We start from the raw sequence: 22,322 nt of genomic DNA on the forward strand, positions 1-22,322 counted from the left end.
GGACTGCGGGCGACCGGCGGCCCAGCGTCACGGAAGCGTGGGGGCCGTCGGCCTCGGTCCGGTCGACGGCCCCGACGGGTGGCGGCCCCAGCGGGTGGGGGCCTCAGCGGGTGGCGGCCTCAGCGGCGGCGGTGGACGGTGTCCGGGGCGCCGCAGAGGGCGTCGTCGACCAGCCTGCTCTCCGCCTGCTCGATCCGGCGGACGTCGTCCGGGGTGTCGGCGCGGACGCCCGAGAGCGAGAGCGTGACGCTGCGCCGGCCATCGGCGGTGACGCCGGTCGCGGTGATCCAGCCGGCGTCGCCGCCCTCGTGGCCCCAGTACACCCCGCCGCAGGTCAGCGGGCGGGAGAAGAGTCCCAGTCCGTCCCGGGCGCCCGGCATGAGCGCCTGGAACTCCTCACCGACCGGAACGGTCTGCTGCATCCGGGCGAGTTGGGCGGGCGGCAGCAGTCGTCCGCCCAGCAGGGCCCGGAGGAAGCGGTCGAGGTCGGCGGTGGTGGAGACCAGTCCGGCCTCCCCGTTGATGCCCAGGCCGACCTGCTCGGTGACGTCGACGGGCGGCTCGCCGGGCCGGAAGCTCTGGTACGTCCGGGCGTGCGGCCGGGGCAGCGTGGGGGACGTCCCGGGCCGGAAGGTGTGGGCGAGGCCGAGCGGCCGGACGATCCGGTCCCGCACCTCCTGGTACCAGGCCTGCCCGGTAGCCCGTTCGATGATCATGCCGAGCAGGACGTAACCGGTGTTGCTGTAGCGCCAGTCGGTGCCGGGCCGGAAGTCCGGCGGGTGGCGCAGCGCCCGGTCGACGCTCTGCTCGGGCGTGGAGCCGTCGTAGCGGTGCCGGCGGAAGTCGTCGGCCGAGCTGTAGTCCGGGTAGTCGTCGTGGAGGCCGCTGGTGTGCTGGAGCAGGTCGCGGACGGTGATCGCGCCGCCGTCGTTCCCGTTCCCGGACACCACGCCGGGCAGCCACCGCTCGACCGGGTCGTCCAGGGAGAGCCGGTGCTCGCCGACGAGTTGGAGGACGACGGTGGCCACGAAGGCCTTGGTGGCGCTGGCGATCCGGAAGTGGCCGTCCGGCGACACCGGTTGTCCGGTCGTCACGTCGGCGACGCCGCTGGTGGCGGTCACCGTCCGGCCGTCGGCGGTGACCAGCCGGGCCTGCACCCCCGTCACGCCGAGTGCGGTGAGCGCGGCCGCGTCCCGCCGGAGCAGGCTCCGGTCGTCGTACGGCCGGGCCGTCGCGGCGGCGGGCAGGGTCGTGGCGAGGGCGCCGGCCAGGACGGCAGCCGACACCAGGGTCCGCCGTACGGAACGGCCGCGCCATCGTGCGGCGCCAATCGGTGCTTTCTTCATGGGAGTTGACGCTAGGTCCGGCCGCCGCGCCCGGTCGGTACCCCGAGCCGGTCGGAAAACAGGGTAGTGGGCTGTAGTGCCGGGCCGGTTCGCCGTGATCCAGACTTGGGCGGATGAACCTCCCTGCGGCCGAAAGGCTTTCGGCGACCTGGCGCGCCCTGGGCTACCTGCTGGGCAGCCTGCTCGCCGCCTCGCTCGCCGTGCTCGTGCTGCCCGTCCTCCTCGTACCGGCGGCGGCGCGCGCGTGGGCCGGCCGCCAGCGCCGCCGCGCCGACCGCCTGCTGGGCGCACCCGCCTCCGGCCCCGTCCGGGTCGGCGCCGCGCGCCTGCTCGGGTGGCTCGGCGCCTGGCTCCTGACCGGCCTGACCTTCGGGCTCGTCGCGGTGGTGTGCGCGGGCAACACCCTGACCACCGCCGTCACGGTGCCCCTGTGGTGGGCGCTGCCCGCCGGCACCCGGGCGGGCGGCTTCGCCGCCGGTGCCCCGCTGACCGGGTGGGGTCCGGCGCTGACCCTGGGGACGGCGCAGCTGCTCGCCTTCGCCGCGCTGACCGTCTGGCTGGTCCCCCGGCTGGCCCGCCTGCACGCCCGGACCTGCGTGGCCCTGCTGGCGCCGTCGGCCTCCGAGGAGCTGGCGCAGCGGGTGGAGACGCTGACCGAGACCCGGGCCGGGGCACTCACCGCGCACGGCGCGGAGCTCCGCCGGATCGAACGCGACCTGCACGACGGCACCCAGGCCCGGCTGGTGGCCATCGCGATGCGGCTGGGCGTGGCCCGGGAACTCCTGGACGAGGACCCCGGGACGGTCGCCACCCTGCTGGCGCAGGCCCACCGGACCACCGAGGAGGCCATGGTGGAGCTCCGCGCGGTGATCCGGACGATCTACCCGCCGGTCCTGGCCGACCGCGGCCTCACCGGGGCGCTGTCCGCCCTCGGGGCCGACGCGGCCCTCGACACCACCCTCGACGTCGGCAGCCTCGGCACGCTCCCCGCCGCCGTCGAGGCCGTCGCGTACTTCACGGTCGCCGAGGCGCTCACCAACGCCGCCAAGCACAGCGGCGCCACCCGGACGGCGGTACGGGTCGCCCGTACCGGTGACCGGCTGTCGATCGAGGTCACCGACGACGGGAGCGGCGGCGCCGACGAGAGGCTGGGCACCGGCCTCGCCGGGATCCGTCAGCGCGTCCTGGCGCTCGACGGCACCCTCGACCTCCGGAGCCCGGCCGGCGGCCCGACCACTATCACGGTGGGTGTGCCGTGCGGGTCGTGATCGCCGAGGACAACGTCCTGCTCTCCAGCGGGCTGGAACTCCTGCTCACCGCCAAGGGCTTCCGCGTCGCCGCGATCGTCCAGGACGCCCCGGGCTTCCTCGCCGCCGTCGCCGAGCACCGGCCCGACGTCGCCGTCGTCGACGTCCGGCTGCCGCCCGGCTTCCGCGACGAGGGCATCCACGCCGCCCTCCGGGCCCGCCGGGAGCAGCCCGGCCTGCCCGTGCTCGTCCTCTCCCAGTACGTCGAGCAGCAGTACGCCGGGGAGCTGCTCTCCGACGGGCGCGGCGGCATCGGCTACCTGCTCAAGGACCGGGTGAGCCGGGTCAGCGAGTTCACCGACGCGCTGCGCCGGGTCGCCGCCGGGGACACCGTGATGGACCCGGACGTGATCGGACAGCTCCTCACCCGGCACGCCCGGGACCCGACAGCCGCCCTGACCCCGCGCGAACGCGAGGTCCTCGCGCTGATGGCCGAGGGGCACGACAACACCACGATCGCGACCCGGCTCGTCATCACCGACAACGCCGTCCACAAGCACATCGGCAACATCTTCGCCAAGCTCGGCCTCTCACCCGCCGACAGCGGCCACCGCCGGGTCCTCGCCGTCCTCACCTACCTCAGCCGGCGGAGGGCCGTCGGGCTCCCCTGACGCCCTCCACCCCCGGCCCCAGCCCCACCTCCGGCCCCGGGTCCGGCAGGCCGCCGAGGTGTGCCGGTCCGGGGGCCGGGGAGACGCTGGGAGCAGGCCGAGGACGGAGGAGGCGAGCCCCCATGAGCGACTCGCGCACGACCCACGAGCCGGAACCGCACGGGACCCCCGGCTGAGCCCGCCGTGGGACGCCCCGAACACCGCCACGAACACCGCCACGAACACCGCCCGGAGCCTCGCCCGGAAGCTCGCCCGGCGCGGCGCCCCCGCCCGCTCGGCAGCCGCCCGCCCCGGGTGCCGGTGCGGCGGGCCCGGCCCGCGGCGCCCGTCGAGCACGTGCCGGCCGGGCTGCGCACCGCCGCCGGGTACGTCTGGCGGCTGGGGCTGCTCGGGGTGGGCGCCTACCTGGCCGTCGGGGTGCTCGGCGAGCTGGAGGTGCCGGTCATCGCGCTGTTCGTGGCGCTGGTGATCACCTCGGTGCTGCGCCCGCTGGTCGACCTGCTGGCCCGGACGCTGCCCCGGTCACTGGCCGTGCTGGTGGCGTTCCTGTGCGCGCTCGTGGTCGTCGGCGGGGTGCTGGCGCTGGTCGGGACGAACGTCGCCGACGAGTGGAACCGGATCGGAGACGAGCTGCGCGGCGGCCTCGGCCGGATCGACCACTGGCTCACCGGAGCCCCCTTCCACCTGCGCCCGGGGACGGTCACCGACCTGCGGGCGAAGGTCGGCGCGTTCGTCTCGGCGCACCGCTCGGCGCTGCTGACCACCGCCCTCAGCGGCGCGAGCCGGGCCGTCGAGCTGGTCACCGGGCTGGCCCTCGCGGTGTTCTGCTCGGTGTTCTTCCTGCACTCCGGCGACCGGATGTGGAGCTGGGCGCAGCACCAGCTGCCGGCCCGGGCGCGTCCCGTCTGGGGCCGGGCCGGGCAGGCCGCCTGGCGCACCTTCGCCGGGTACACCCGCGGGGTGCTGATCGTGTCGGCGGTCAACGCGGCACTGGTCGGCCTCGCGCTGGCGCTCCTGCGGGTGCCGCTGGTGCTGCCGCTGATGGTGGTGGAGTTCGTCGCCGCGCTGGTCCCGCTGATCGGCTCCCCGATCGCGCTGGCGATCGCCGCGCTGGTCGCCCTGGCCGCGCGGGGGCCGGTGGTCGCGCTGCTGGTGCTGGCGCTGATCGTGGTGATCGGCCAGATCGAGGGCCATCTGCTGCACCCGCTGGTGCTCGGCTGGTCGGTGCGGATCCACCCGGTGGCGATCGCGCTGTCGGTGATCGGCGGCGCGGTGCTGGCCGGGGTGCTGGGCGCGGTGGTCGCCGTACCGGTGGTGTCGGTGGCCTGGGCGGTGCTCACCGAGCTGCGCGACCACGGGCCGCCGGCGGCGCGCCCGGACGCCGGGGGGAGCCGCCGGTAGAACCGCCCGGGCCTGGGTAGTTGATGGAGGACGGACAACCATCCGTGCACAAGGCGCCCCGCTCCCGGGGCGTCCCGTGCGTCCGGACCCACAAGGAGACCAGCAGCGATGAGCACGCCCGAGGTACGCCCGGCCGACCCCGCCGGCGACGGCGGTGACCACGAGTTCCGCAACTACGTGGAGATCGTCCTCGACGGACTGTCGGACGAACCGGGGCAGGAGGTGCTGGTCAGCGGCGAACGCCGGCTCGGGGCCGCGGAGTTCCGCTCCCTCGTCTACCGGCTCGCCCGCGCCCTGCGCGAGCGGGGCGTGGAGCGCGGCCGCACGGTGACCCTGCTGTGCGGGAACATCCCGGAGACCGTCGCGGTCCGCTACGCGGTCAACCTGTTAGGGGCGCACTTCAACCACCTGTACATCCGGCTGGGCACCGACGTCCAGGCCCGGATCATGGCCGACGTCGAGACCTACGCCTTCATCGTCGACCCGCGCCTCGCCGAGCGCGGCGCGGCCCTCGCGGCGGCGGTGCCGGTCAAGCACGTCCTCGTGCTCGGCGAGGGCGGTGACGCGGCGCCGGAGTTGGGCGAGGACCTCCTCGCGCTGGCCGAGGGCCGGTCGGACGCGCCGCTGGCCAGTGCCGCCCAGCCGGAGGACCTGTGCTTCATCCGCCACTCCGGCGGCACCACCGGCCACCCCAAGGGCATCCGCAGCAGCTTCGCCCGCATGCAGGGCAACTGGCTCGCCGCGCTGATCACCGGGGAGCGGCGGCGGGACCTGGTGTGCACACCGCTGTCGCACGCGGCCGGCTTCATCGCCGACGGCACCCTCGCCAGCGGCGGCACCGTCGTCCTCCACTACGCCTTCGACCCCGGCGAGGTGCTGGCCACCCTCGCCCGCGAACGCATCACCGACGTCTTCCTGCTGCCCCCGCTGCTCTACCAGGTGCTGGACCACCCCGACGCGGCGGCCACCGACATCTCCGCCCTCCGGCAGATCACCTACGGGGGCACGCCCTCCTCGCCGGTGCGCATGGCCGAGGCGGTCCGCCGCTTCGGCCGGGTCTTCCAGCAGGCCTACGGCCAGTTCGAGGCCGGGATCGTCAGCGTGCTGCCCGCCGACGAGCACGACCCCGACCGCCCCGACCTGCTGCGCACGGCCGGCCGTCCGGTCGACGGCGTCGAGGTGGAGATCCGCGACGAGGCCGGCGCCGCGCTCCCGGTCGGCGAGGTCGGGGAGATCTGCGTCCGGTCCGAGAACGCGATGGAGGGCTACTGGAAGAACCCGGAGCTCACCGCCGAGGTGCTGCGGGACGGCTGGGTGCACACCGGCGACCTCGGCCGGCTCGACGAGCACGGCTACCTCGCCGTCGTCGACCGGATCAAGGACATGATCGCCGTCGTCGGCGGCCACGTGTACACCACGGAGCTGGAGGACTTCCTGCACACCCACCCGGGCGTGCGGCAGTGCGCCGTCTACGGGGTGCGCGGCGAGGGCGGCCACGAACGCATCCACGTCACCGTGGTGCCCGTCCCCGGGGTGGTCGTGACGGCGCGGGAGCTGCGGGCCGCGGTGCTCGACGGCCGCGGCGAGATGTACGTGCCCGACGTCGTCGACTTCACGGACGCGCTGCCGCTCACCGACACCGGCAAGCCGGACAAGAAGGAGCTCCGGAGCCGGGCCACGCCCGCGGCCTCGTAGCCGCCCCTGACCGCCGGTGCCGGGGCGGCCCGGCACCGGCGGGGTGAGACTGGTCGGGGGGACGGAGGCGAGCGGCCACGGCGTCGCCCGCCCGGCGGCATAGGTTTGTCCTCCGTCCCCGTACGCACCGCCCGAGGAGACCCCCATGGCCGACCACTCCCCCGACCACTCCCCCGAGCACCTGCTCGCCGCCATCGAGCTCGGCGCCTCCGCCCGGGCGCACGGCAACCACCCCTTCGGCGCGCTGCTCACCGGCCCCGACGGGAAGGTCCTGCTGACCGCCGAGAACACCGTCCTGACCGACCACGACGTGACCGCCCACGCGGAGATCAACCTGGTCCGGCAGGCCTCCCGCACCCTGGCCCCGCACCAGCTCGCCGACGCCGTGCTGTACTCCAGCACCGAGCCGTGCGCGATGTGCGCCGGGGCGATCCACTGGAGCGGCATCCGCCGGGTCGTCTACGCGCTCGCCGCGACCGAACTGAACGCGATCGCGGGCGTGGACCCGGACGAGCCGGTGCTCGACCTGCCGTGCCGCGCGGTCTTCGCGGCCGGCGGCAGCACGGTGGAGGCGTCGGGGCCGTTCCTCTTCGAGGAGGCCTCCGCGGTGCACGTCGGCTACTGGGGGTAGCGGCGGCCACGCTCCCCACCCACCCGGGAGGACCGGACATGACCGCACGGATCGCCTACCGGCGGATCTACGAGGAACCCTCGCCGCAGGACGGCCGACGGGTCCTGGTGGACCGGATCTGGCCGCGCGGCATGACGAAGGCGGACGCCCGCCTGGACGAGTGGCTGCGCGACGTCGCCCCGTCGACGGAACTGCGCACGTGGTACGGCCACGACCCGGAGCGCTTCGCCGAGTTCCGCCGCCGCTACCTCGCCGAGCTGCGCGACGCCGGGCACCGGGAGGCCGCCGGCCACCTGCGGGAACTCGCCGCCCAGGACGCGCTCACCCTGCTGACCGCCACGAGGGACGTCGACCACAGCCAGGCCGCCGTGCTGGCCGGATGGCTGGCGGAGCCCGTGCCCTGAGCTGCGCCCTGGCCCGCGCCCTGACCTGCGCCCTGACCCCCGCCCCCGGTCAGCGGTGCGCCTCGATGAAGCCGCTCACCGTCCGCACGTACTCGGCCGGGTGGGTGACGTGCGGGGTGTGGCCGGCCCCGGTCAGGGCCCGGACCTGCGCCCGGGGCAGCGCCCGCGCCAGCCGGGCGACGATCGCGGGGAACCAGGGCGGGCTCTCGGTGCCCACGGTGAGCAGGGACGGGCCCGGGTACGCGGACAGCCCGGCGAGGTCGAGCAGCGGCCAGCCCGGGTCCTGCTGTTCGTCGAGGAAGGTGGGGGCGTTGGTGAGGAGGGTGTCCCGGACCTCCAGCGGCAGCCGCTCCCAGGTCCCCGGCCCGAAGGCGACCTCGTCCACGAACTGCCGCGCGCCCTCGCGGGTCTCGCCCGCGCGCAGGTGCGCCAGCACGGAGTCGATCCGCCGCTCCACCGCCCGCATCACGGGCAGCAGGTCCGGCTCCGGGGGCACGATCGCCATCAGCGGCGGCTCGTGGGCGATGAGCGTACGGAACAGTTCGGGGCGGCGGACGGCCAGGCCCAGGGCCGTCGAGGCGCCGAAGGAGTTGCCCGCGATGTGCGCCGGCGCCAGGTCGAGGGCCTGCACGAGGGCGGCGAGGTCGTCCTCGTCGTCCGTCCGGGAGCCGGGCCCGGGCGGGCGTTCGCTCCGGCTGTGCCCGCGCCGGTCGTAGACCAGGACGCGGTAGTGCTCGGCGAGGGGCGGCCGGACGAGGTCCCAGTGGGTGTGGTCGGCCCAGGAGCCGTGCACCAGGACGAGCGGATCGCCCACGCCCGTCAGCTCGTAGTGGAGGTCGACGCCGTTCGCCCGGACCTTCGGCATGGTCCCGCTCCTCACCGCTGGGATCCGCCCCCGCTCCATTCAGTCATCGCGCCGCGGCAACGGCAACCAGGTGGCCACGGCTCATCCGGGTGAGGGCCCGCGAGCCGGGGCGGCGGGCGGGCCCGCGGGTGCGACCGTCGGTCGCATGCCCGTCCTGCTCCCCCTGCTCGTGGTGTGCGCCGCCGTCGCGTCGGCGGTCGGACCGGCGCCGGGCGCCGCCCCGGCGGCCTTCGACACCGCGCCCGCGCGGGCCGCGCTCGGGCGGCTGCTGCCGGGGCGTGCCGCCCAGTTCGAGCTGACCGCCGGGGCGCGGTCGGCGGACGGCGCCGACGCCTTCACCGTGTCCGGCACGGCGGGCGCGATCCGGGTGCGGGGCACCTCCCCGGCCACCCTGCTGGCGGGCGTCGGCTGGTACCTGCGCACCGTCGCCCACGCCGACATCGGCCTCCCGGGCGACAGCACCGCGACGCTCCCGCCGGTGCTGCCGCCGGTGCCCGCCGCCCACACCGGCTCCGCCGTCGTCCCGCACCGCTACGCGCTCAACGACACCGACGCCGGCTACTCCGGGGCCTACCGCGGCTTCGCCGAGTACCAGCACGAGATCGACGTGCTCGCGCTGCACGGCTTCGACGAGGTGCTGGTCACCGTCGGCGCCGAGCAGCCCTACCACCGGGCGCTCCAGCGGTTCGGCTACTCCTCGGCCGACCTGCGCGCCTGGATCCCGGCGCCCGCGCACCAGCCGTGGTGGCTGCTGCAGAACATGTCCGGCTTCGGCGGCCCGGTCTCCGAGCAGCTGGTCGCCGCCCGTACCGCCGTCGGCCGCCGGGTCTGCGACCAGCTGCGGGCACTCGGCATGACCCCGGTCCTGCCCGGCTACTTCGGCACCGTCCCGGCCGACTTCGCCGCGCGCAACCCCGGCGCCGCCGTCGTGCCCCAGGGCACCTGGACGGCCTTCGCCCGGGACTCCTGGCTCGACCCGACCGACCCGCTGTTCGCCCGCGTCGCCGAGGCCTACTACACCGCCCAGCGCGAGGCGTTCGGCGACAGCGCGATGTACAAGATGGACCCCCTGCACGAGGGCGGCACCGCGGGCGGCGTCGACGTCCCCGCCGCGGCCGGCGCGATCCAGCGCGCGCTGCTCACCGCCCACCCCGGCGCGGTCTGGGCCGTCCTCGGTTGGGAGCACAATCCCACGGCCGCGCTGCTCGCCGGGGTGGACCGGCGCCGGATGCTGATCGTCGACGGCCTCTCCGACCGCTACGACGGCCTGGACCGCGAGGCCGACTGGAACGGCACCCCGTACGCCTTCGGCACCATCCCCAACTTCGGCGGCAAGACCACCTTCGGCGCCAACACCGGCGTCTGGACCAGCCGCTTCCACCGGTGGCGCACCGCGCCCGGCAGCGCGCTGAGCGGCATCGCCTTCATGCCCGAGGGCACCGGCGGCGACCCGGCGGCGCTCGCGCTCTTCGCCGACCTCGCCTGGTCGCCCGCCGAGATCGACCGGGCCGCCTGGTTCACCGCGTACGCGACCGCCCGCTACGGCGGCGCCGACACCGGTGCGGCGGCGGCCTGGACACAGCTGCGCGACGGCCCCTACGGCATGCCGTCCGACGGTTGGAGCGAGCCGCAGGACGGGCTGTTCACGGCGCGCCCCTCGCTGACCGCCGCCACCTCCGGGTCCTGGTCTCCGCCGAGGTCACGCTTCGACCCGGCGACGGTGCGCGCGGCCCTGGACGGCCTGCTGCGGGCCGCACCGGAGCGGCGCGCCACCGACGCCTACCGCTTCGACCTGGTCAACCTCGCCCGGCAGGCCCTCGCCGACGAGAGCCGCCGCCTGCTGCCGCTGATCGAAAGGGCCTACACGGAAGGGGACTTGGGGAAGTTCCGCTCGCTGGTGGGCCGGTGGACCGCCGCCGAGGCCGAGCTGGAACGGGTGACGGCGACGGACTCCCGCTTCCTGGTCGGCAGTTGGCTCGCCCGGGTGCCGGACTGGGCCGCGACCCCCGCCGAACGGGACCGACTCCGGTACGACGCCCGCTCGCTCCTCACCACCTGGGGCGGCACCCGCGCCGAGTCGGAGGACGGCGGCCTGCACGACTACGCCGCCCGCGAGTGGTCCGGCCTCGTCTCGGGCCTCTACGCGAAGCGCTGGGCGGCCTACTTCGCCTCCCTGGACGACGCCCTGACCCACCGCACCCGGCCGGCGCCGGTCGACTTCTTCGCCCTGGACGACGCCTGGGCGCACTCCACCGCCCCCGATCCGACCGCCCCGGTCGGCGACCCGGTCGAGGCCGCGGCCGCCGTCGCCGCCCACCACCCCATGGTTGGCCCAAGTCGGCTCCCGGCCCCGGCGCCTGCGGGTACCGTGCGGCCACGGGCAACGGCCGGGAGCGAGGGGCGGGAATGAGCGGGAGCGCACCGACACCGAACCCTCCGGCCGGGCCGGACCAGCTTGACCGGCCTGACCGCAGGCGGGTGCTGCGGCTCGCCGCCGCGCCCCTGGCCGCGTCGCTGGCGACGGCGCTCGGGGCATGCGGCGGGCCGGCCGCCGGACCGTCCCCGGACCCGTCGGCCTCCACCGGGTCGCCGACGCCCCGGCCGAGCAGCGCGAGCCCCACCCCGGCCGGCCCGGCCGACTGGGCCGCGCTGGCCAAGGATCTCGGCGGCGCCGTCATCGGCCCGCAGGACGCCCGCTACCAGGACGCGAGCCGGCTCTACCAGCCGCAGTTCGACGACCTCCACCCCGCCGGGATCGTCTACCCGGCCTCCGCCCAGGACGTCGCCACCTGCCTGGCCTTCGCCCGTCGGCACGCCGTCCCGGTCGCGGTGCGCAGCGGCGGCCACAGCTACGCGGGCTGGTCCTCGGGCAGCGGGATGGTGCTGGACGTCGGCGCGATGGCGGGGGTCAGCGGATCGGGTGGCCCGGCGACGGGCGGCTCCGGGACGGGCGGCTCGGCAACGGTCGGTGCAGGCGCGCGGCTGATCGACGTGTACGCCGGGCTGGCGGCCGACGGCGTGACCGTCCCGGCCGGTTCCTGCCCGAGCGTCGGCGTGGCCGGGCTGGCCCTGGGCGGCGGCATCGGCGTCACCTGCCGGGCGTACGGGCTGACCTGCGACAACCTGACCGGCGCGGAGGTCGTGACGGCGGACGGACGGATCCGGCAGGTGGCGGCGGGCGCCGACGCCGACCTGTTCTGGGCGCTGCGCGGCGGTGGCGGCGGCAACTTCGGCGTGGTCACCTCCTTCACCTTCCGCACCCACCCGGCGGTGAGCTGCGCGTACGCCTTCCTCTCCTGGCCGTGGTCGGCCGCCGGGTCGGTGGTCGCGGCCTGGCAGGCCTGGGTGGCCGGCGCACCGGACCAGCTCTGGGCGAACCTGCACCTGGACACCTGGCCGGACGGCAGGCTGCGCCTCACCAGCACCGTCAACCTGCTCGGTTCGCAGGGCGAACTCGCCGACCTGGTCGACCGCTTGGCCGTCGCGCCGGCCACCGCCTCGCTGCACACCGCGCCGTTCCTGGACACCATGAAGGAGATGGGCGGGGTGGCCGGCTGGTCGGAGGCCGCCGCCCACCTGCCGGGCAGCCTGCCGGGCCGGAACCCCGACGGCCGGCTGACCAGGGTGTCGTACGCGGCCCGGTCCGACTTCTACACCCGGCCGATCGGCGCGGCCGGGATCGCGGCCCTGGTGGCCGCCGTGGACCGGTACGCGCGGACCGCGCCGCAGGGCGGCAGCGCCTCGGTCGCCTTCGACGCGCTGGACGGCGCCGTCGGCCGGGTGGCCCCCGGGGACACCGCCTTCGTCCACCGCGGCGCCCTGTTCGCGGCCCAGTACATCGCCAACTATCCGGCCCCCGGGGCCGGTTCGGGGCCCGGGGGCGAGCAGTCCCAGGCCTGGCTGGAGGACGTCTGGAGCGCCATGCGCCCGTACGCGAGCGGCGAGGCGTACCAGAACTACCCCGACCCGCGGCTGACCGACTGGGCGCGGGCGTACTACGGCGGCAACCTCGACCGGCTGCGGCGGGTGAAGCGCGCCTACGACCCGGACGGCCTCTTCACCTTCCCCCAGGCCGTCACCCCGGCGTGACCCGGCCGCGCCCCGGGCGGACCGTGGCGAGCAGCACCAGGGCGGCGGCCTGGACGGCGGCCACGGTGACGACCAGCGCCGGGACGGACACCGCGGAGAGCGCGCCGGTGAGCGCCCCGCCGGCCAGCGTGGCGAGACCGACCACGGCGGCGAACACCCCGTAGGCGGTCGCCCGGCGCGGCGCGGGGACGAGGTCGGCGACCACCGCCCGCAGGGTCGACTCCTGGACGCCCAGCGCGGCACCCCACAGCAGCGCGCCGGCCACGGCGGGCGCCACCGCGTCGGCGAAGCCCAGCGGGGGCACGGCCGCGGCCAGCACGGGCAGCGCCACCAGGGTGCGCGGGCCGATCCGGTCGTACAGCCAGCCGGTGACCAGGCTCGCCAGCGCGCCGGCGAGCATCGTCCCGGCGTACAGCACCGGTACGGCGGAGGCGGTGAGCAGGTGGTGCCGGACGAGGTGGAAGGAGAGCACGCCGTAGGTGGTGAAGCCGGTCATGGTGGCCGCGGTGAACGCCGCGTACGCCCAGAAGGCGCGGGGCAGCGGTCGGCGGACGGGCGCTGGGGACGGGGACGGGGCTGAGGCTGAGGCCAAGGCTTGGGCTGGGGCCGGAGCCTGGGTCGCCCGGGGTCGGGCGGGCGGCGCCGACTCGTAGCGGGACGGGTCGGGCACCCGGGAACGCAGCCACCACAGCAGGCCGAGGGCCGCCACGCCCGGGGCGGCCAGCACGCCGAGCGCGGGCCCGTAGCCGCCGGTGGCCGCGAGCACGGCGGCCACGGTGAGCGGGCCGATCACCGCGCCGACCTGGTCGAGAGCCTCGTGGACGGCGAAGCCCCGGCCCCGGCCGGTGGCGGCGGTGGCGTGCGAGAGCAGGGTGTCCTTGGCCGGTGAGCGGACCGCCTTGCCGACCCGCTCGGCGATCACCAGGGTGCAGGCCGCCCCCAGCGAGCCCGCCACGCCGAGCAGCGGCACGGCGGCGACGGTGAGCGCGTAGCCGCCGATCGCCAGCGCCCAGAACCGGCCGGTGCGGTCGGCGAGCGGCCCGGACAGCAGGCGCGGGACCAGCGCCGCCGCCTCCCCCGCGCCGGTCACCACGCCGACCAGCGTCGCCGAGGCGCCGAGCGAGGCCAGCAGCGGGCCGGTGACGGAGCGGGCGCCCTCGTAGACGAAGTCCGCGAGCAGGCTGACGATGCCGAACCACACCACGAACCGCCACGGCCGCATGCCCGCGCCGTCGCCGTCGCCGTCGCTGTCCCTGTCGCCTGCCTGTTCGGCCGCCCGCCGGGCCGCTGGATCAGTGCCCACAACGCCTCCACGATCGCCACGAGGACCGGCGCAGGGCTCCGCGCGGCTCAGCCGAAGCCGTGCCCGCGGGGCGCCGTGACGTCAAGAGTGTCCCGCAGCATCGCGAGCGCCGCGCCGAGCGGGCTGGACCGGCCGCCGCTCACCGTGATGTCCCCGGCCTCGGGGCAGCCGTAGACGACCGCCTTCTCCGGGCCGGTCAGCGCGTACAGCGGGTCGCCCGGCGCGGTCCGCTCCAGGCGGACCTCGACCGCCAGCGGGCGGTCCGCGCTCGCACTCGCCACCGCCCGCAGCCGGCGCCCCTCGGCGGCCGCGGCCAGCGCCGCCGCGCCCGTCCCGGCGTCCACCGCCTGCGTGTCGACGTGCACGGTCGACGGGTCCCAGCCCCAGAGCAGGGCCGCGAGCAGCCGCACCTTGGTGGCGGCGTCGGCGCCCGAGAGGTCGGCCGAGGGATCGGCCTCGGCGATGCCGAGCCGCTGGGCCTCGCCGACCGCCCGGTCGAGGGAGTCGCCCGCGGCCAGGCGGTCGAGCACGAAGGTGGCCGTCCCGTTGGGGCAGGCCCGGACCATCCGGCAGCCGAGGCCCCGCACCCCCGTGCGCGCCAGGTCGGCCGCCGGGAGGGCTGCTCCGGTGGCCCCGGAGATCCTGATCAGGCTGCCGCCGGACCGGGCGGCCGCGCCGAGTTCACGCCAGTGGCCGAGCAGGTGGCTCTTGGTGGCGGTGACGACGTGGACACCGCGGCCGAGCGCCAGGACGGCCTCATCGGCGGCCTGTTGCCGCAGCTGTGGGGAGGACGGCAGCGCCTGGACCAGCACCCGCGCACCGGTCCGGTCGAGGGTCCGCGCCAGCGGGCCCGGCGGCGCCCACTCGGCCCGGGGCGGGACCGGGCCGCCGTCCCGCAACTCCACCTCCGCCGACCCGACCCGGACGGCCGCCAGCCTCGGCCGGACGCCGTGGTCGCGGGCGAGCTCGTCCGCGTGCGTCAGCAACCGCTCGGCGACGGCGCGGCCGACCGGGCCGAAGCCCGAGAGGACGACCGCCGGGTCGTCGCCCGGGCGCACGGCCGTCGGGTCGTCGCCCGGCGCGGCCGGGGGCACGGGCCCGGCAAAGGGTGAGGACATCCGGGCAGGATACCCCCGGGGCCGTCGGGCACTCGGCACCCTTCCCGGCCGGGCCGGCGCGCAGCCGCACCCGCCGTCCGGGTGGCGCCGACTCTCGGCTTCGGCACCGGCGGTGAGCATCCGTCCGCCGCCCGCCTCGGACCGGGACCCGGACTCGGACCAGGTGGAACCATCCCACCGGGTCCGGCCCGGTGGCCGAGCAGGGTGTCCCGGGGTTGCATGGGGTGACCGAGCCCCGAGACCGTGGAGGTCACCGTGTACGAGATGTGGGCCGAGCACGACCCGGCGGTGTCGCCGCCCGCCGTGGTGTGGCACGTGGTCGCGAAGGACGACGCGTCGGCGTCGCTGTGCGGGCGGTTCCTGGAGCCGTCCCAGCGCGTGCTGCCGCCCGGCGACGGCTCGCCGGTGCCGGACCGGTACTGCGACCCCTGCCTGGTGACCGTCCGTGAGGCGATCGCGGCCGGCGGGCGCTGAGGTCGGCGGGCGCTGACGGTCGGAGCGGAGCGCCGGGCGGGGGGCCTGGGGCTCGGGGACGGTGGTAGGCGGCCGGGGCGGCAGGGTCGGCGGCGGCCGAATGCCGTCAAGCCCGCACGAATCGGAACCCGTGACGAACCCGCAGGTCGGAGCGGTGATCCGGAGCCGCTGACCCTGGTGCGCGGGCCGTCCGGGGACCGCTACCATCTCCACTCGTCGCACACCCGTTCACCATGCAACAACCGCGCGCCGCTCCTGTCGTCGCGCCCAGGGGGAGGACCATCGCATGGGCGCGCCCCAGCGTTCTGCTGCCATGAGCACGTCAACAAGAGCCGCCACGGCCGTGGCCCTGCTCATCGGCTTCTACCTGCTCGCCCTCGGCATCGTCGCGGGCCTGATCGCCCTCGACGTCGCCCTCTACCAGGCCTCCGGCCAGTTCCGCCCGGGGCTGATCAAGCTCTGGGCGCTGAGCGCCGCCGTCGCCTACCCCGTCGTCCGGGTGGTGTTCCTGACCCGGCGTCGCAAGGACGACGGCGAACTGCCCGGCGTGCTCCTCACCCGCGAGCGGCAGCCCGAGATCTGGGCGATGGTCGACCGGATCTCCGAGCGCACCGGCGTCCGCGGCCCGGCCGAGATCCGCCTCGTGCCCGAGGTCAACGCGGGCGTCATGGAGGAGAGCCGGCTGCTCGGCCTCGTCCCCGGCAAGCGCCACCTGGTGATCGGCGCCCCGCTGCTGATCGGCCTCACCGAGGGCGAGCTGGAGTCCGTGCTGGCGCACGAGTTCGGCCACTACAGCAACCGGGACGTCCGGCTCGCCGCCGTCACCGTCGCCGGCCGCCGCGCCGTCCTGCACACCATCGGCGGACTGCACCACCGCGCCGACCAGCACCAGGCCCAGGAGGCCGTCAAGCTCGCCGCCAAGGCCGAGAAGCGACTGGCCAAGGGCCGCAAGCCCTCCGCGGAACAGGCCGGCGGCGGCGTGGACCGAGTGCTCGCCAAGCTGTTCACCGGCTACGCCAAGCTCTACTTCCGGGTCTCCGAAGCGGTCGGCCGCCGCCAGGAGTACGCGGCCGACCAGGTCGCCGCCCAGCTCGCGGGCCGGGACGCCACCGCCGCCGCCCTGCGCCGGATCCCGGCGCTCGAGGCCGCCCAGAACTTCTACCTCAACCGCTACGCCACCATCGGCTGGGACGCCGGACTGCTCCCGCCGCCCGGCCAGGTCTACGGCGGCCTCCAGCACCTGCTGAGCGACCCGAAGCGCCGCGCCGAACTCGCCGAGCACGCCCTCGAGCTGCCCGAGGAGCAGCCCGACCCGTACGACTCGCACCCGCCGATCCACCTGCGGGTCGCCGCGATCGAGGCGCTGCCCGACGACGGCCGCGGCTCCGGCGCCGCCGGCCCCGCCCTGGCGCTGCTGCACGACTCGGAGCGGGTGCTCGCCGAGCTGGAGGTCGTCTCGCTCGTCCCGGAGGCCTCCGGCAAGCACCGGGCCGACTGGCCCGAACTGGTCCGCACGGCCATGCTGGCGCGCGCCCGCGAGGCCGCCGAGGACGCCCGCCGGGCGCTCACCGGGCTCGGCCTGCCGCCCACCGCCCACGGGCTGCTCGACGGCATCGATGCCGGCCGCGCCTGGGAGTTCACCGACCGGCTGCCCAAGAGCGAACAGGCCGCCGCGGCCACCGGCCGGGCCGCCCGGGAGTTCGCCCGACCGGCGCTGCGCGAGGAACTGGCGCACGCCACCGTCGTCGCGCTGGCCGAGGCCGGGCTCGCCGGCTGGGAGCTCTCCTGGGGCGGGCCGGCCGAACTCCGGCTGCCGGACGGCTTCGCGGACGGTTTCGACGCGGCCCTGGACGCCGCCTGCGCGGACGACCCGGACACCGCCCCGCTGCGGGCGCTGCTCGCGGGGGCCGGGCTGCCGACCGCCGCCGCTGTGTGATCGGTGTGATCGGTCGGATCGATCACACCGATCCGACCGGTCGTCGCCGCACCCGTCCGCGCCCGGACCCGTCCGCACCCGTCCGCACCCGTCCACGCCCACACCGCACCACCGGAGGAACACCCTTTGCTCGGCATCATCGTGCTGTCCGTCGTCGGCCTCGCCCTGCTGTTCCCGGTCGTCATGACCCGGCTGGCCAAGCGCAAGCTGGCCCAGCTCGAACGGGCCAAGGCCACCATCGCCCGGCACGAGACACGACAGGCGGAGGAGGCCCGGGCGAAGAACACCATCGTCCCGGCCGACCACGGGCTGCTGCTCGGCAGCGAACTGCTCCTGGACGACCGGCCCGAGGACGAGGAGGCCGCCGTCCTCGCCGCCGCCAAGGCCGGTGACTGGCGGACCGCCGCCGGCTACCTCGCCGCCGGCGCCACCGCCGACGTCCGCTGGCGGCGGCAGCGCCAACTGGCCGAACTGGCAGCCGAGGACGACGCGTGGCTGCGCGCCTGGCGCGCCGAGCGGCCGCAGGACCCGGCCGCCGCACTGCTGCACGCGGACGCCCTGGTCTACCTGGCCTGGAACATCCGCAGCGGCGCCCGCGCGACCGAGGTCAGCCGCGAGCAGTTCGCGGGCTTCCACCGCGTCCTGACCGAGGCCGAGGAGGCCGCCGTCGCGGCCGCCGCGCTCGCCCCCGAGGACGACCCCAACCCGTGGGTCGCGCAGATCCCCATCGCCATGGGCCTCGGCTGGTCCAACGACCGCTTCCGGCAGCTGTGGGCCGAGTTGGTCGCACGCGACCCGCAGCACTGGGCGGCGCACACCCGGGCGCTGCAGTACTGGTGCGCCAAGTGGCGCGGCAGCCACGAGCTGATGCACGGGTTCATCGACGGGGCGATCGCCGCCGCCCCGGCCGGCAGCCTGCTCGCCCCGATCAAGCTGGAGGCCTACTTCGAGCAGTTCGCCAAGGACGGCGAGAAGCTCACCGCCTGGCAGCGCCCCGAGGTCGGCGCCGCCCTGGACGCCGCACTCGCCGACCTCGCGGCGGCCGACCCCGGCCACCCCCGGATCCGGTACGCCCACGGCTGGCTCGCGTACGCGCTGACCCGGGCCGGGCGGCCGACCGAGGCGCTGGCCCAGTTCCAGGCCCTGGGCCGGTACATCCCGCAGCCGTTCACCAACTTCAACGACCCTCGGCAGTCCTTCATCGACCTGCGGGTCGCCGCCGTCCAGGGCGCGGTCGCGGCGGCGGAGCAGCAGCCGGCCTGACCGGGCGCTCCCGCCGGGCTACCGGCCCGGCGGGAGCGGCTCCGTCCGGGTACTCCCCTCCGTCCGGCTACTCCCCTCCGGCGGCTCACTACGCCGGAGTCAGGGGCCGGAGTCAGGGGGCCGGGAACCGGGTGACGCTGGTGACCCGGCAGCTGACCTTGTCCTTCACCGCGGTCGCCCCGAGCGCCTTGAGCGAGGCGGTCTGACCCGCGGCCAGGTTGTCGGTCGCGGCGGGGGCCTCCGCCACCCGGGTGCCGGAGGCGTCCACGAACTCCACCTGGATGAGGTAGTTCGACGACTTGTCGGTGTGGTTGGTGACCTTGAGGGCCGCCGACGGCCAGTGGATCGCGCTGTCCACCTCGCACGCCGAGATCTCGACGTCCTTGGTCGCGTCACCCCCGGCCCCGACCGGGGCGGCGGTCGGGGCGGCGGTCGCCGGCGCCGCCTGGGTACCGCCCGGCGCCGGGCCGGCCACCGTCGTGGCCGGGACGGGTGCACCCGTACTCGTGGTCGTGGTGACCGGAGTCGGGTCGCAGGCGGCGACGCCTAGTACGGCGGTGGCGGCGGCGAGCAGGGCGAGGGCGGTGCGTCGCATGGTCCCCCCTGGGACGTGGTGCGGACAGTGCGGGAACCGTATCGACGCGTGCGGGCCGTTGTGGGCCGTGTGGCGCTTCCGTGACCGCTCCGGAACGCACCCGCCGCTCTCCACCCGCACCGTTCAGCTCACCAACCACCGCCGCACACCCCGCAGTTCACTTTCCATCAGCGCGACTCGACACCACCACCCACCACCCGAAGGGGAACCCATGCGGCACCACCGCGCCCTGATCGCCTGCACCGTCCTGTCGGCGGTACTGATCACCGGCTGCGGCTCCGCCACCCGAGCCGCCGAGAGCCGCCCCACGACCACTCCGGCAACCGCCGCCACCACCTCCGCCTCATCCGCCTCATCCGCCACCTCGCCGACGGCCACCGCAGCCGCGAGTGCCGGGACGGCGCCCGCCGACCTGCCCGACGGATACGACGCGACCCGGGACGCCGAGGCCGATGTGAAGGCCGCCCTGGCCCGGTCCGCCGGGGACCAGCGCCCGGTCCTGCTCGACTTCGGGGCCAACTGGTGCCCCGACTGCAAGGTGCTGGACAAGCTGTTCCGCTCCCCGCAGGTCACCCCGCTGCTGCGGGACGACTACCGGGTCGTCGCGGTGGACGTCGGCCGCTTCGACCACAACCTCAACCTCGCCGCCCGGTACGTCGACCTCCGGAGCAGCGGCATCCCCGCCCTGGTGGTGCTCTCCCCCGACGGCACCCTGCGCACCGCCAGCAACGACGGGGCCTTCTCCAACGCCCGCGCCATGAGCGCCGGCACGGTCGCCACCTTCCTCAAGCGCTGGGCGCAGGCATGACGGTGACCCGACGGGCGCCCGGCGCGGTCGCCGCACTCCTGGTCCTCGGGGCGGCCGGCTGCGCCGCCGACCCGGCCCCGGCCGCCGCCCCCATCGCCGGCTACCGTGGCGGCGGGGTCAGCGTCTCCCTCCGGCTCGCCCCCGGCGACGACGGCCACCTGGTCCTCGCCGCCACCTTCACCCCCGACGAGGCGGGCTTCCACCTCTACAGCGTCGACCTGCCCGCCGGCGGCATCGACGGCCTCGGCCTGCCCACCCGGCTGGCCGTGCGCGGCGGGCTGACGCCGGACGGCGCCGTCCGGGCCGACCGCCCGCTGCGCACCGTCAGCCCCCTGGACCTCGGGGTGCAGCTGCCCGTCTACCCGGACGGCGCGGTCACCGTCGCCCTCCCGGTCCGCCGGACCGCGACCGGGCCGAGCGAAGCCGTCGTCAGCTTCGGCGCGTGCAGCGAACAGCGCTGCCTGATCCCCGTCACCGACCAGGTCGTCCCGCTCGGCGCGGTCGGCTGACGAACCGATCGCCGACCCGTCGCACCGCCCGCATCCGGCGCGGTCGACCTCGTGCGCGTCAGTCCGGCAGCCAGTGCAGCTCGTGCGCCAGGGTTCTGGCGGCGGTACGGATGCGGCGGTGCAGCGGCGACTGCTCGCGCGGGAGAACCAGGTGGAACGTCAAGCCGGGCGCGCCCCGCAGCGGTCGCCAGGTGAGGCCGGCCGGTTGTGCCGTGGCCGCGGCTTCTCCGGCCGGGGCGAGGGTGGCCCCGTCGCGCAGGTCGCGCTGGGACATGTCGAAGGAGACGGCGAGCGTGTGGAACCGGGGGTGCGGTCGGGTGTCCCGGAACACCTCGGACAGCTGATCGTGGACCACGGGGTTGGCCTCCCGGTCCGGGAGTCGCAGCGGATACGCGGCCGCGTCGGCGATCTCGATCTCCGGGTGTTCGGCCAGCGGATGGTGCTGCGCCAGCTGGACCCCGATGCGCGCACGCCGCAGCACCAACCGGCGTACGCCACGGCCCGGTTGTTCACCGCGGGTGATCCCGGCATCGATGCGGCCGTCGGCGACCGCGGGGGAGATCTCCGGTGTCGCCATCGGGACCGCGCGGACGTCGAGTCCAGGGTTGTCGCGCATCAGCCTGTCCACCAGGGCCGGTGTCGTCTCGGCCCCGGTGCTGAGGCTGTATCCGAGGCGCAGCGTGCCCAGTTCACCGGCCGCCGCGCTCCGGGCGGTGTCCCACGCCCGGTCCAGCGCCGCCAGCGCGGGCGGCGCGGACTCCGCCAGCACCGCACCGGCCGTGGTCAGTACGACGCTGCGCGTGCTGCGGACCAGCAGGGCCGTACCGAGTTCCGCCTCCAACCGGCGCATCCGGGCGCTGAGTGCGGGCTGGGCGATGCCGATCCGTGCGGCCGCGCGGGTGAAGTTCAACTCCTTTGCCAGCACCAGGAAGTAGCGCAGGCTCACGGTATCCGGCGCCACGTGCCCTCCCCGCCGATTGATAACGATCCGTTCTGAGCCTAGCCCGTACCGGTCTTTCCCTCGGCCGCACGTCAAGCCCTAGCCTGCGCATGCCGGGATCGATCGGTCCGGGTGCCTATTCGGAGTCGGACGTCTCCGGCCGAACACAGGAGGTTTCCATGGCCAAGGGCTACTGGGTCAGTGTCTACCCCGCCCTTTCCGACCCTGAGGGGCTGACCGCCTACGACGAGTTGGCCGGTCCGGCTGTCCGGGCCGGGGGCGGGCGCCTCCTGTCCCGTGGCAGTCGAGTCGTCGCCCGCGAGGCCGGAATCACCCAACGCGTCGTGCTGATCGAGTTCGACAGCTTCGAACAGGCCGTCGCGGCCTACGAGAGCGCGGCGTACCGGAAGGCGCTGGTGGCCCTCCCGGACGGCTTCGAGCGCGACTTCCGCATCACCGAAGGCCTCGACTGACCGGCGGGCCCGGGCCGGGCCGGGAACCACCGGGGCGCGACCGGCGCCTGACCCGCCGTCCCTCCTTCGTCCCATCCCCGAGGGACGCTGGATCCCCGCCGTTCCCCGGCCTACGGTGACGCCATGAGCGATCACCGGGAAGCGCCCGTCATGCCCGTCCAGGCCTTCGAACCCCCGTACTACCTGGCCGTGTTCACCGCCGTACGGACGGCCGACCAGGACGGCTACCGGGAGACGAACGCCCGCCTGGAGGAGCTGGTGCGGTCCGTCCCCGGCTACCTGGGGATGGACTACGCCCAGTCCCCCGGCGGGCCGGCCATCACCGTCGCCTACTTCCGCGACGCCGAGGACCTCGCTCGGTGGCGCACCGACGCCGAGCACCGAGCGGCGCAGCAGCGCGGCCGGGCCCAGTGGTACCAGAGCTACTCGCTGCACGTGGCCAAGGTCGAGCACAGCCACGGGTTCACCCGCGCGGAGGGGTGATAGCGAAGCAGTGACAGCTGTCATGCCGGATCGGTGACGGAGCGACCTGCCGCGCGGGGGCCGGGGTCGGC

The 22,322-nt window shown here is 75.8% G+C and carries 21 protein-coding genes; 15 read left to right on the forward strand and 6 right to left on the reverse strand.

Annotation, left to right across the window (positions count from 1 at the left end; genetic code table 11):
- Positions 1-119 precede the first annotated feature (119 nt).
- Entirely contained in the window at positions 120-1,346 is a 1,227-nt protein-coding gene (locus ACFV8H_RS15695; protein WP_380399996.1) for a serine hydrolase domain-containing protein, read from the reverse strand.
- A 113-nt stretch (positions 1,347-1,459) separates the two neighbouring features.
- Here ACFV8H_RS15695 and ACFV8H_RS15700 point away from each other — a divergent pair, with 113 nt between their 5' ends.
- From ACFV8H_RS15700 to ACFV8H_RS15725, 6 genes are all read left to right on the forward strand, one after another.
- On the forward strand, positions 1,460-2,614 hold the full coding sequence (locus ACFV8H_RS15700; protein WP_380399998.1) for a sensor histidine kinase: 1,155 nt from the start codon (positions 1,460-1,462) through the stop codon (positions 2,612-2,614).
- Positions 2,602-3,264 carry a LuxR C-terminal-related transcriptional regulator gene (locus ACFV8H_RS15705; RefSeq protein ID WP_380400000.1) on the forward strand — a complete coding sequence of 221 codons (663 nt, stop codon included), beginning with the start codon at positions 2,602-2,604 and terminating at the stop codon, positions 3,262-3,264. Before ACFV8H_RS15700 ends, ACFV8H_RS15705 begins: the two co-directional genes overlap by 13 nt.
- Positions 3,265-3,447: 183 nt before the next feature.
- Positions 3,448-4,665 (forward strand): AI-2E family transporter, encoded by a 1,218-nt coding sequence (locus ACFV8H_RS15710; protein ID WP_380400002.1) that lies wholly within the window; start codon positions 3,448-3,450, stop codon positions 4,663-4,665.
- A gap of 108 nt (positions 4,666-4,773) precedes the next feature.
- Positions 4,774-6,360 (forward strand): AMP-binding protein, encoded by a 1,587-nt coding sequence (locus ACFV8H_RS15715; RefSeq protein ID WP_380400004.1) that lies wholly within the window; start codon positions 4,774-4,776, stop codon positions 6,358-6,360.
- 145 nt (positions 6,361-6,505) lie between these two features.
- Positions 6,506-6,991, forward strand: coding sequence for a nucleoside deaminase (locus tag ACFV8H_RS15720; protein ID WP_380400006.1), 486 nt, complete (start codon positions 6,506-6,508; stop codon positions 6,989-6,991).
- 38 nt (positions 6,992-7,029) lie between these two features.
- Positions 7,030-7,395, forward strand: coding sequence for a DUF488 domain-containing protein (locus ACFV8H_RS15725; RefSeq protein ID WP_380400008.1), 366 nt, complete (start codon positions 7,030-7,032; stop codon positions 7,393-7,395).
- A gap of 49 nt (positions 7,396-7,444) precedes the next feature.
- Here ACFV8H_RS15725 and ACFV8H_RS15730 read toward each other — a convergent pair whose 3' ends face one another.
- Entirely contained in the window at positions 7,445-8,260 is an 816-nt protein-coding gene (locus ACFV8H_RS15730; protein ID WP_380400010.1) for an alpha/beta fold hydrolase, read from the reverse strand.
- A 145-nt stretch (positions 8,261-8,405) separates the two neighbouring features.
- Between ACFV8H_RS15730 and ACFV8H_RS15735 the strand changes: the two genes are divergently transcribed.
- Together ACFV8H_RS15735 and ACFV8H_RS15740 are read left to right on the forward strand one after the other, a co-directional pair.
- Positions 8,406-10,670: an alpha-N-acetylglucosaminidase gene (locus ACFV8H_RS15735; protein WP_380400012.1), complete on the forward strand. Its 2,265-nt coding sequence runs from the start codon at positions 8,406-8,408 to the stop codon at positions 10,668-10,670.
- Between the two features lie 68 nt (positions 10,671-10,738).
- Positions 10,739-12,349, forward strand: coding sequence for an FAD-binding oxidoreductase (locus tag ACFV8H_RS15740; protein WP_380400014.1), 1,611 nt, complete (start codon positions 10,739-10,741; stop codon positions 12,347-12,349).
- On the opposite strand, the gene ACFV8H_RS15745 is transcribed toward ACFV8H_RS15740, so the two are convergent.
- Positions 12,336-13,652, reverse strand: coding sequence for an MFS transporter (locus ACFV8H_RS15745; protein WP_380400016.1), 1,317 nt, complete (start codon positions 13,650-13,652; stop codon positions 12,336-12,338). The genes ACFV8H_RS15740 and ACFV8H_RS15745 overlap by 14 nt on opposite strands.
- Positions 13,653-13,699: 47 nt before the next feature.
- Entirely contained in the window at positions 13,700-14,770 is a 1,071-nt protein-coding gene (locus ACFV8H_RS15750) for a homoserine dehydrogenase (protein ID WP_380400018.1), read from the reverse strand.
- A gap of 243 nt (positions 14,771-15,013) precedes the next feature.
- Between ACFV8H_RS15750 and ACFV8H_RS15755 the strand changes: the two genes are divergently transcribed.
- From ACFV8H_RS15755 to ACFV8H_RS15765, 3 genes are all read left to right on the forward strand, one after another.
- A complete protein-coding gene (locus ACFV8H_RS15755) occupies positions 15,014-15,244 on the forward strand; it encodes a hypothetical protein (protein ID WP_380400019.1) in 231 nt (76 codons plus the stop codon).
- A gap of 313 nt (positions 15,245-15,557) precedes the next feature.
- Positions 15,558-17,180: a M48 family metalloprotease gene (locus ACFV8H_RS15760; RefSeq protein WP_380400021.1), complete on the forward strand. Its 1,623-nt coding sequence runs from the start codon at positions 15,558-15,560 to the stop codon at positions 17,178-17,180.
- Positions 17,181-17,306: 126 nt separating this feature from the next.
- Positions 17,307-18,443: a hypothetical protein gene (locus ACFV8H_RS15765; RefSeq protein ID WP_380400023.1), complete on the forward strand. Its 1,137-nt coding sequence runs from the start codon at positions 17,307-17,309 to the stop codon at positions 18,441-18,443.
- Between the two features lie 112 nt (positions 18,444-18,555).
- Here the strand turns inward: ACFV8H_RS15765 and ACFV8H_RS15770 are convergent, their stop codons facing one another.
- The gene (locus tag ACFV8H_RS15770) at positions 18,556-19,038 is read right to left on the reverse strand and encodes an FxLYD domain-containing protein (RefSeq protein ID WP_380400024.1); all 483 of its coding nucleotides are present in this window, start codon (positions 19,036-19,038) and stop codon (positions 18,556-18,558) included.
- A gap of 211 nt (positions 19,039-19,249) precedes the next feature.
- Between ACFV8H_RS15770 and ACFV8H_RS15775 the strand changes: the two genes are divergently transcribed.
- Positions 19,250-19,846, forward strand: a complete 597-nt coding sequence (locus ACFV8H_RS15775; RefSeq protein WP_380400026.1) for a thioredoxin family protein — start codon at positions 19,250-19,252, stop codon at positions 19,844-19,846.
- Entirely contained in the window at positions 19,843-20,355 is a 513-nt protein-coding gene (locus tag ACFV8H_RS15780; protein ID WP_380400028.1) for a hypothetical protein, read from the forward strand. Before ACFV8H_RS15775 ends, ACFV8H_RS15780 begins: the two co-directional genes overlap by 4 nt.
- Before the next feature lie 58 nt (positions 20,356-20,413).
- On the opposite strand, the gene ACFV8H_RS15785 is transcribed toward ACFV8H_RS15780, so the two are convergent.
- Positions 20,414-21,316: a LysR family transcriptional regulator gene (locus ACFV8H_RS15785; protein ID WP_380400030.1), complete on the reverse strand. Its 903-nt coding sequence runs from the start codon at positions 21,314-21,316 to the stop codon at positions 20,414-20,416.
- 158 nt (positions 21,317-21,474) lie between these two features.
- On the opposite strand from ACFV8H_RS15785, the gene ACFV8H_RS15790 reads away from it, so the two are divergent.
- Together ACFV8H_RS15790 and ACFV8H_RS15795 are read left to right on the forward strand one after the other, a co-directional pair.
- On the forward strand, positions 21,475-21,768 hold the full coding sequence (locus tag ACFV8H_RS15790; protein WP_380400032.1) for a DUF1330 domain-containing protein: 294 nt from the start codon (positions 21,475-21,477) through the stop codon (positions 21,766-21,768).
- A 123-nt stretch (positions 21,769-21,891) separates the two neighbouring features.
- Positions 21,892-22,251, forward strand: a complete 360-nt coding sequence (locus ACFV8H_RS15795) for an antibiotic biosynthesis monooxygenase family protein (protein WP_380400034.1) — start codon at positions 21,892-21,894, stop codon at positions 22,249-22,251.
- The last annotated feature ends 71 nt before the right edge of the window (positions 22,252-22,322 follow it).

The sequence above is a fragment of the Kitasatospora sp. NPDC059827 genome, assembly GCF_042731675.1.
Lineage (GTDB): Bacteria > Actinomycetota > Actinomycetes > Streptomycetales > Streptomycetaceae > Kitasatospora.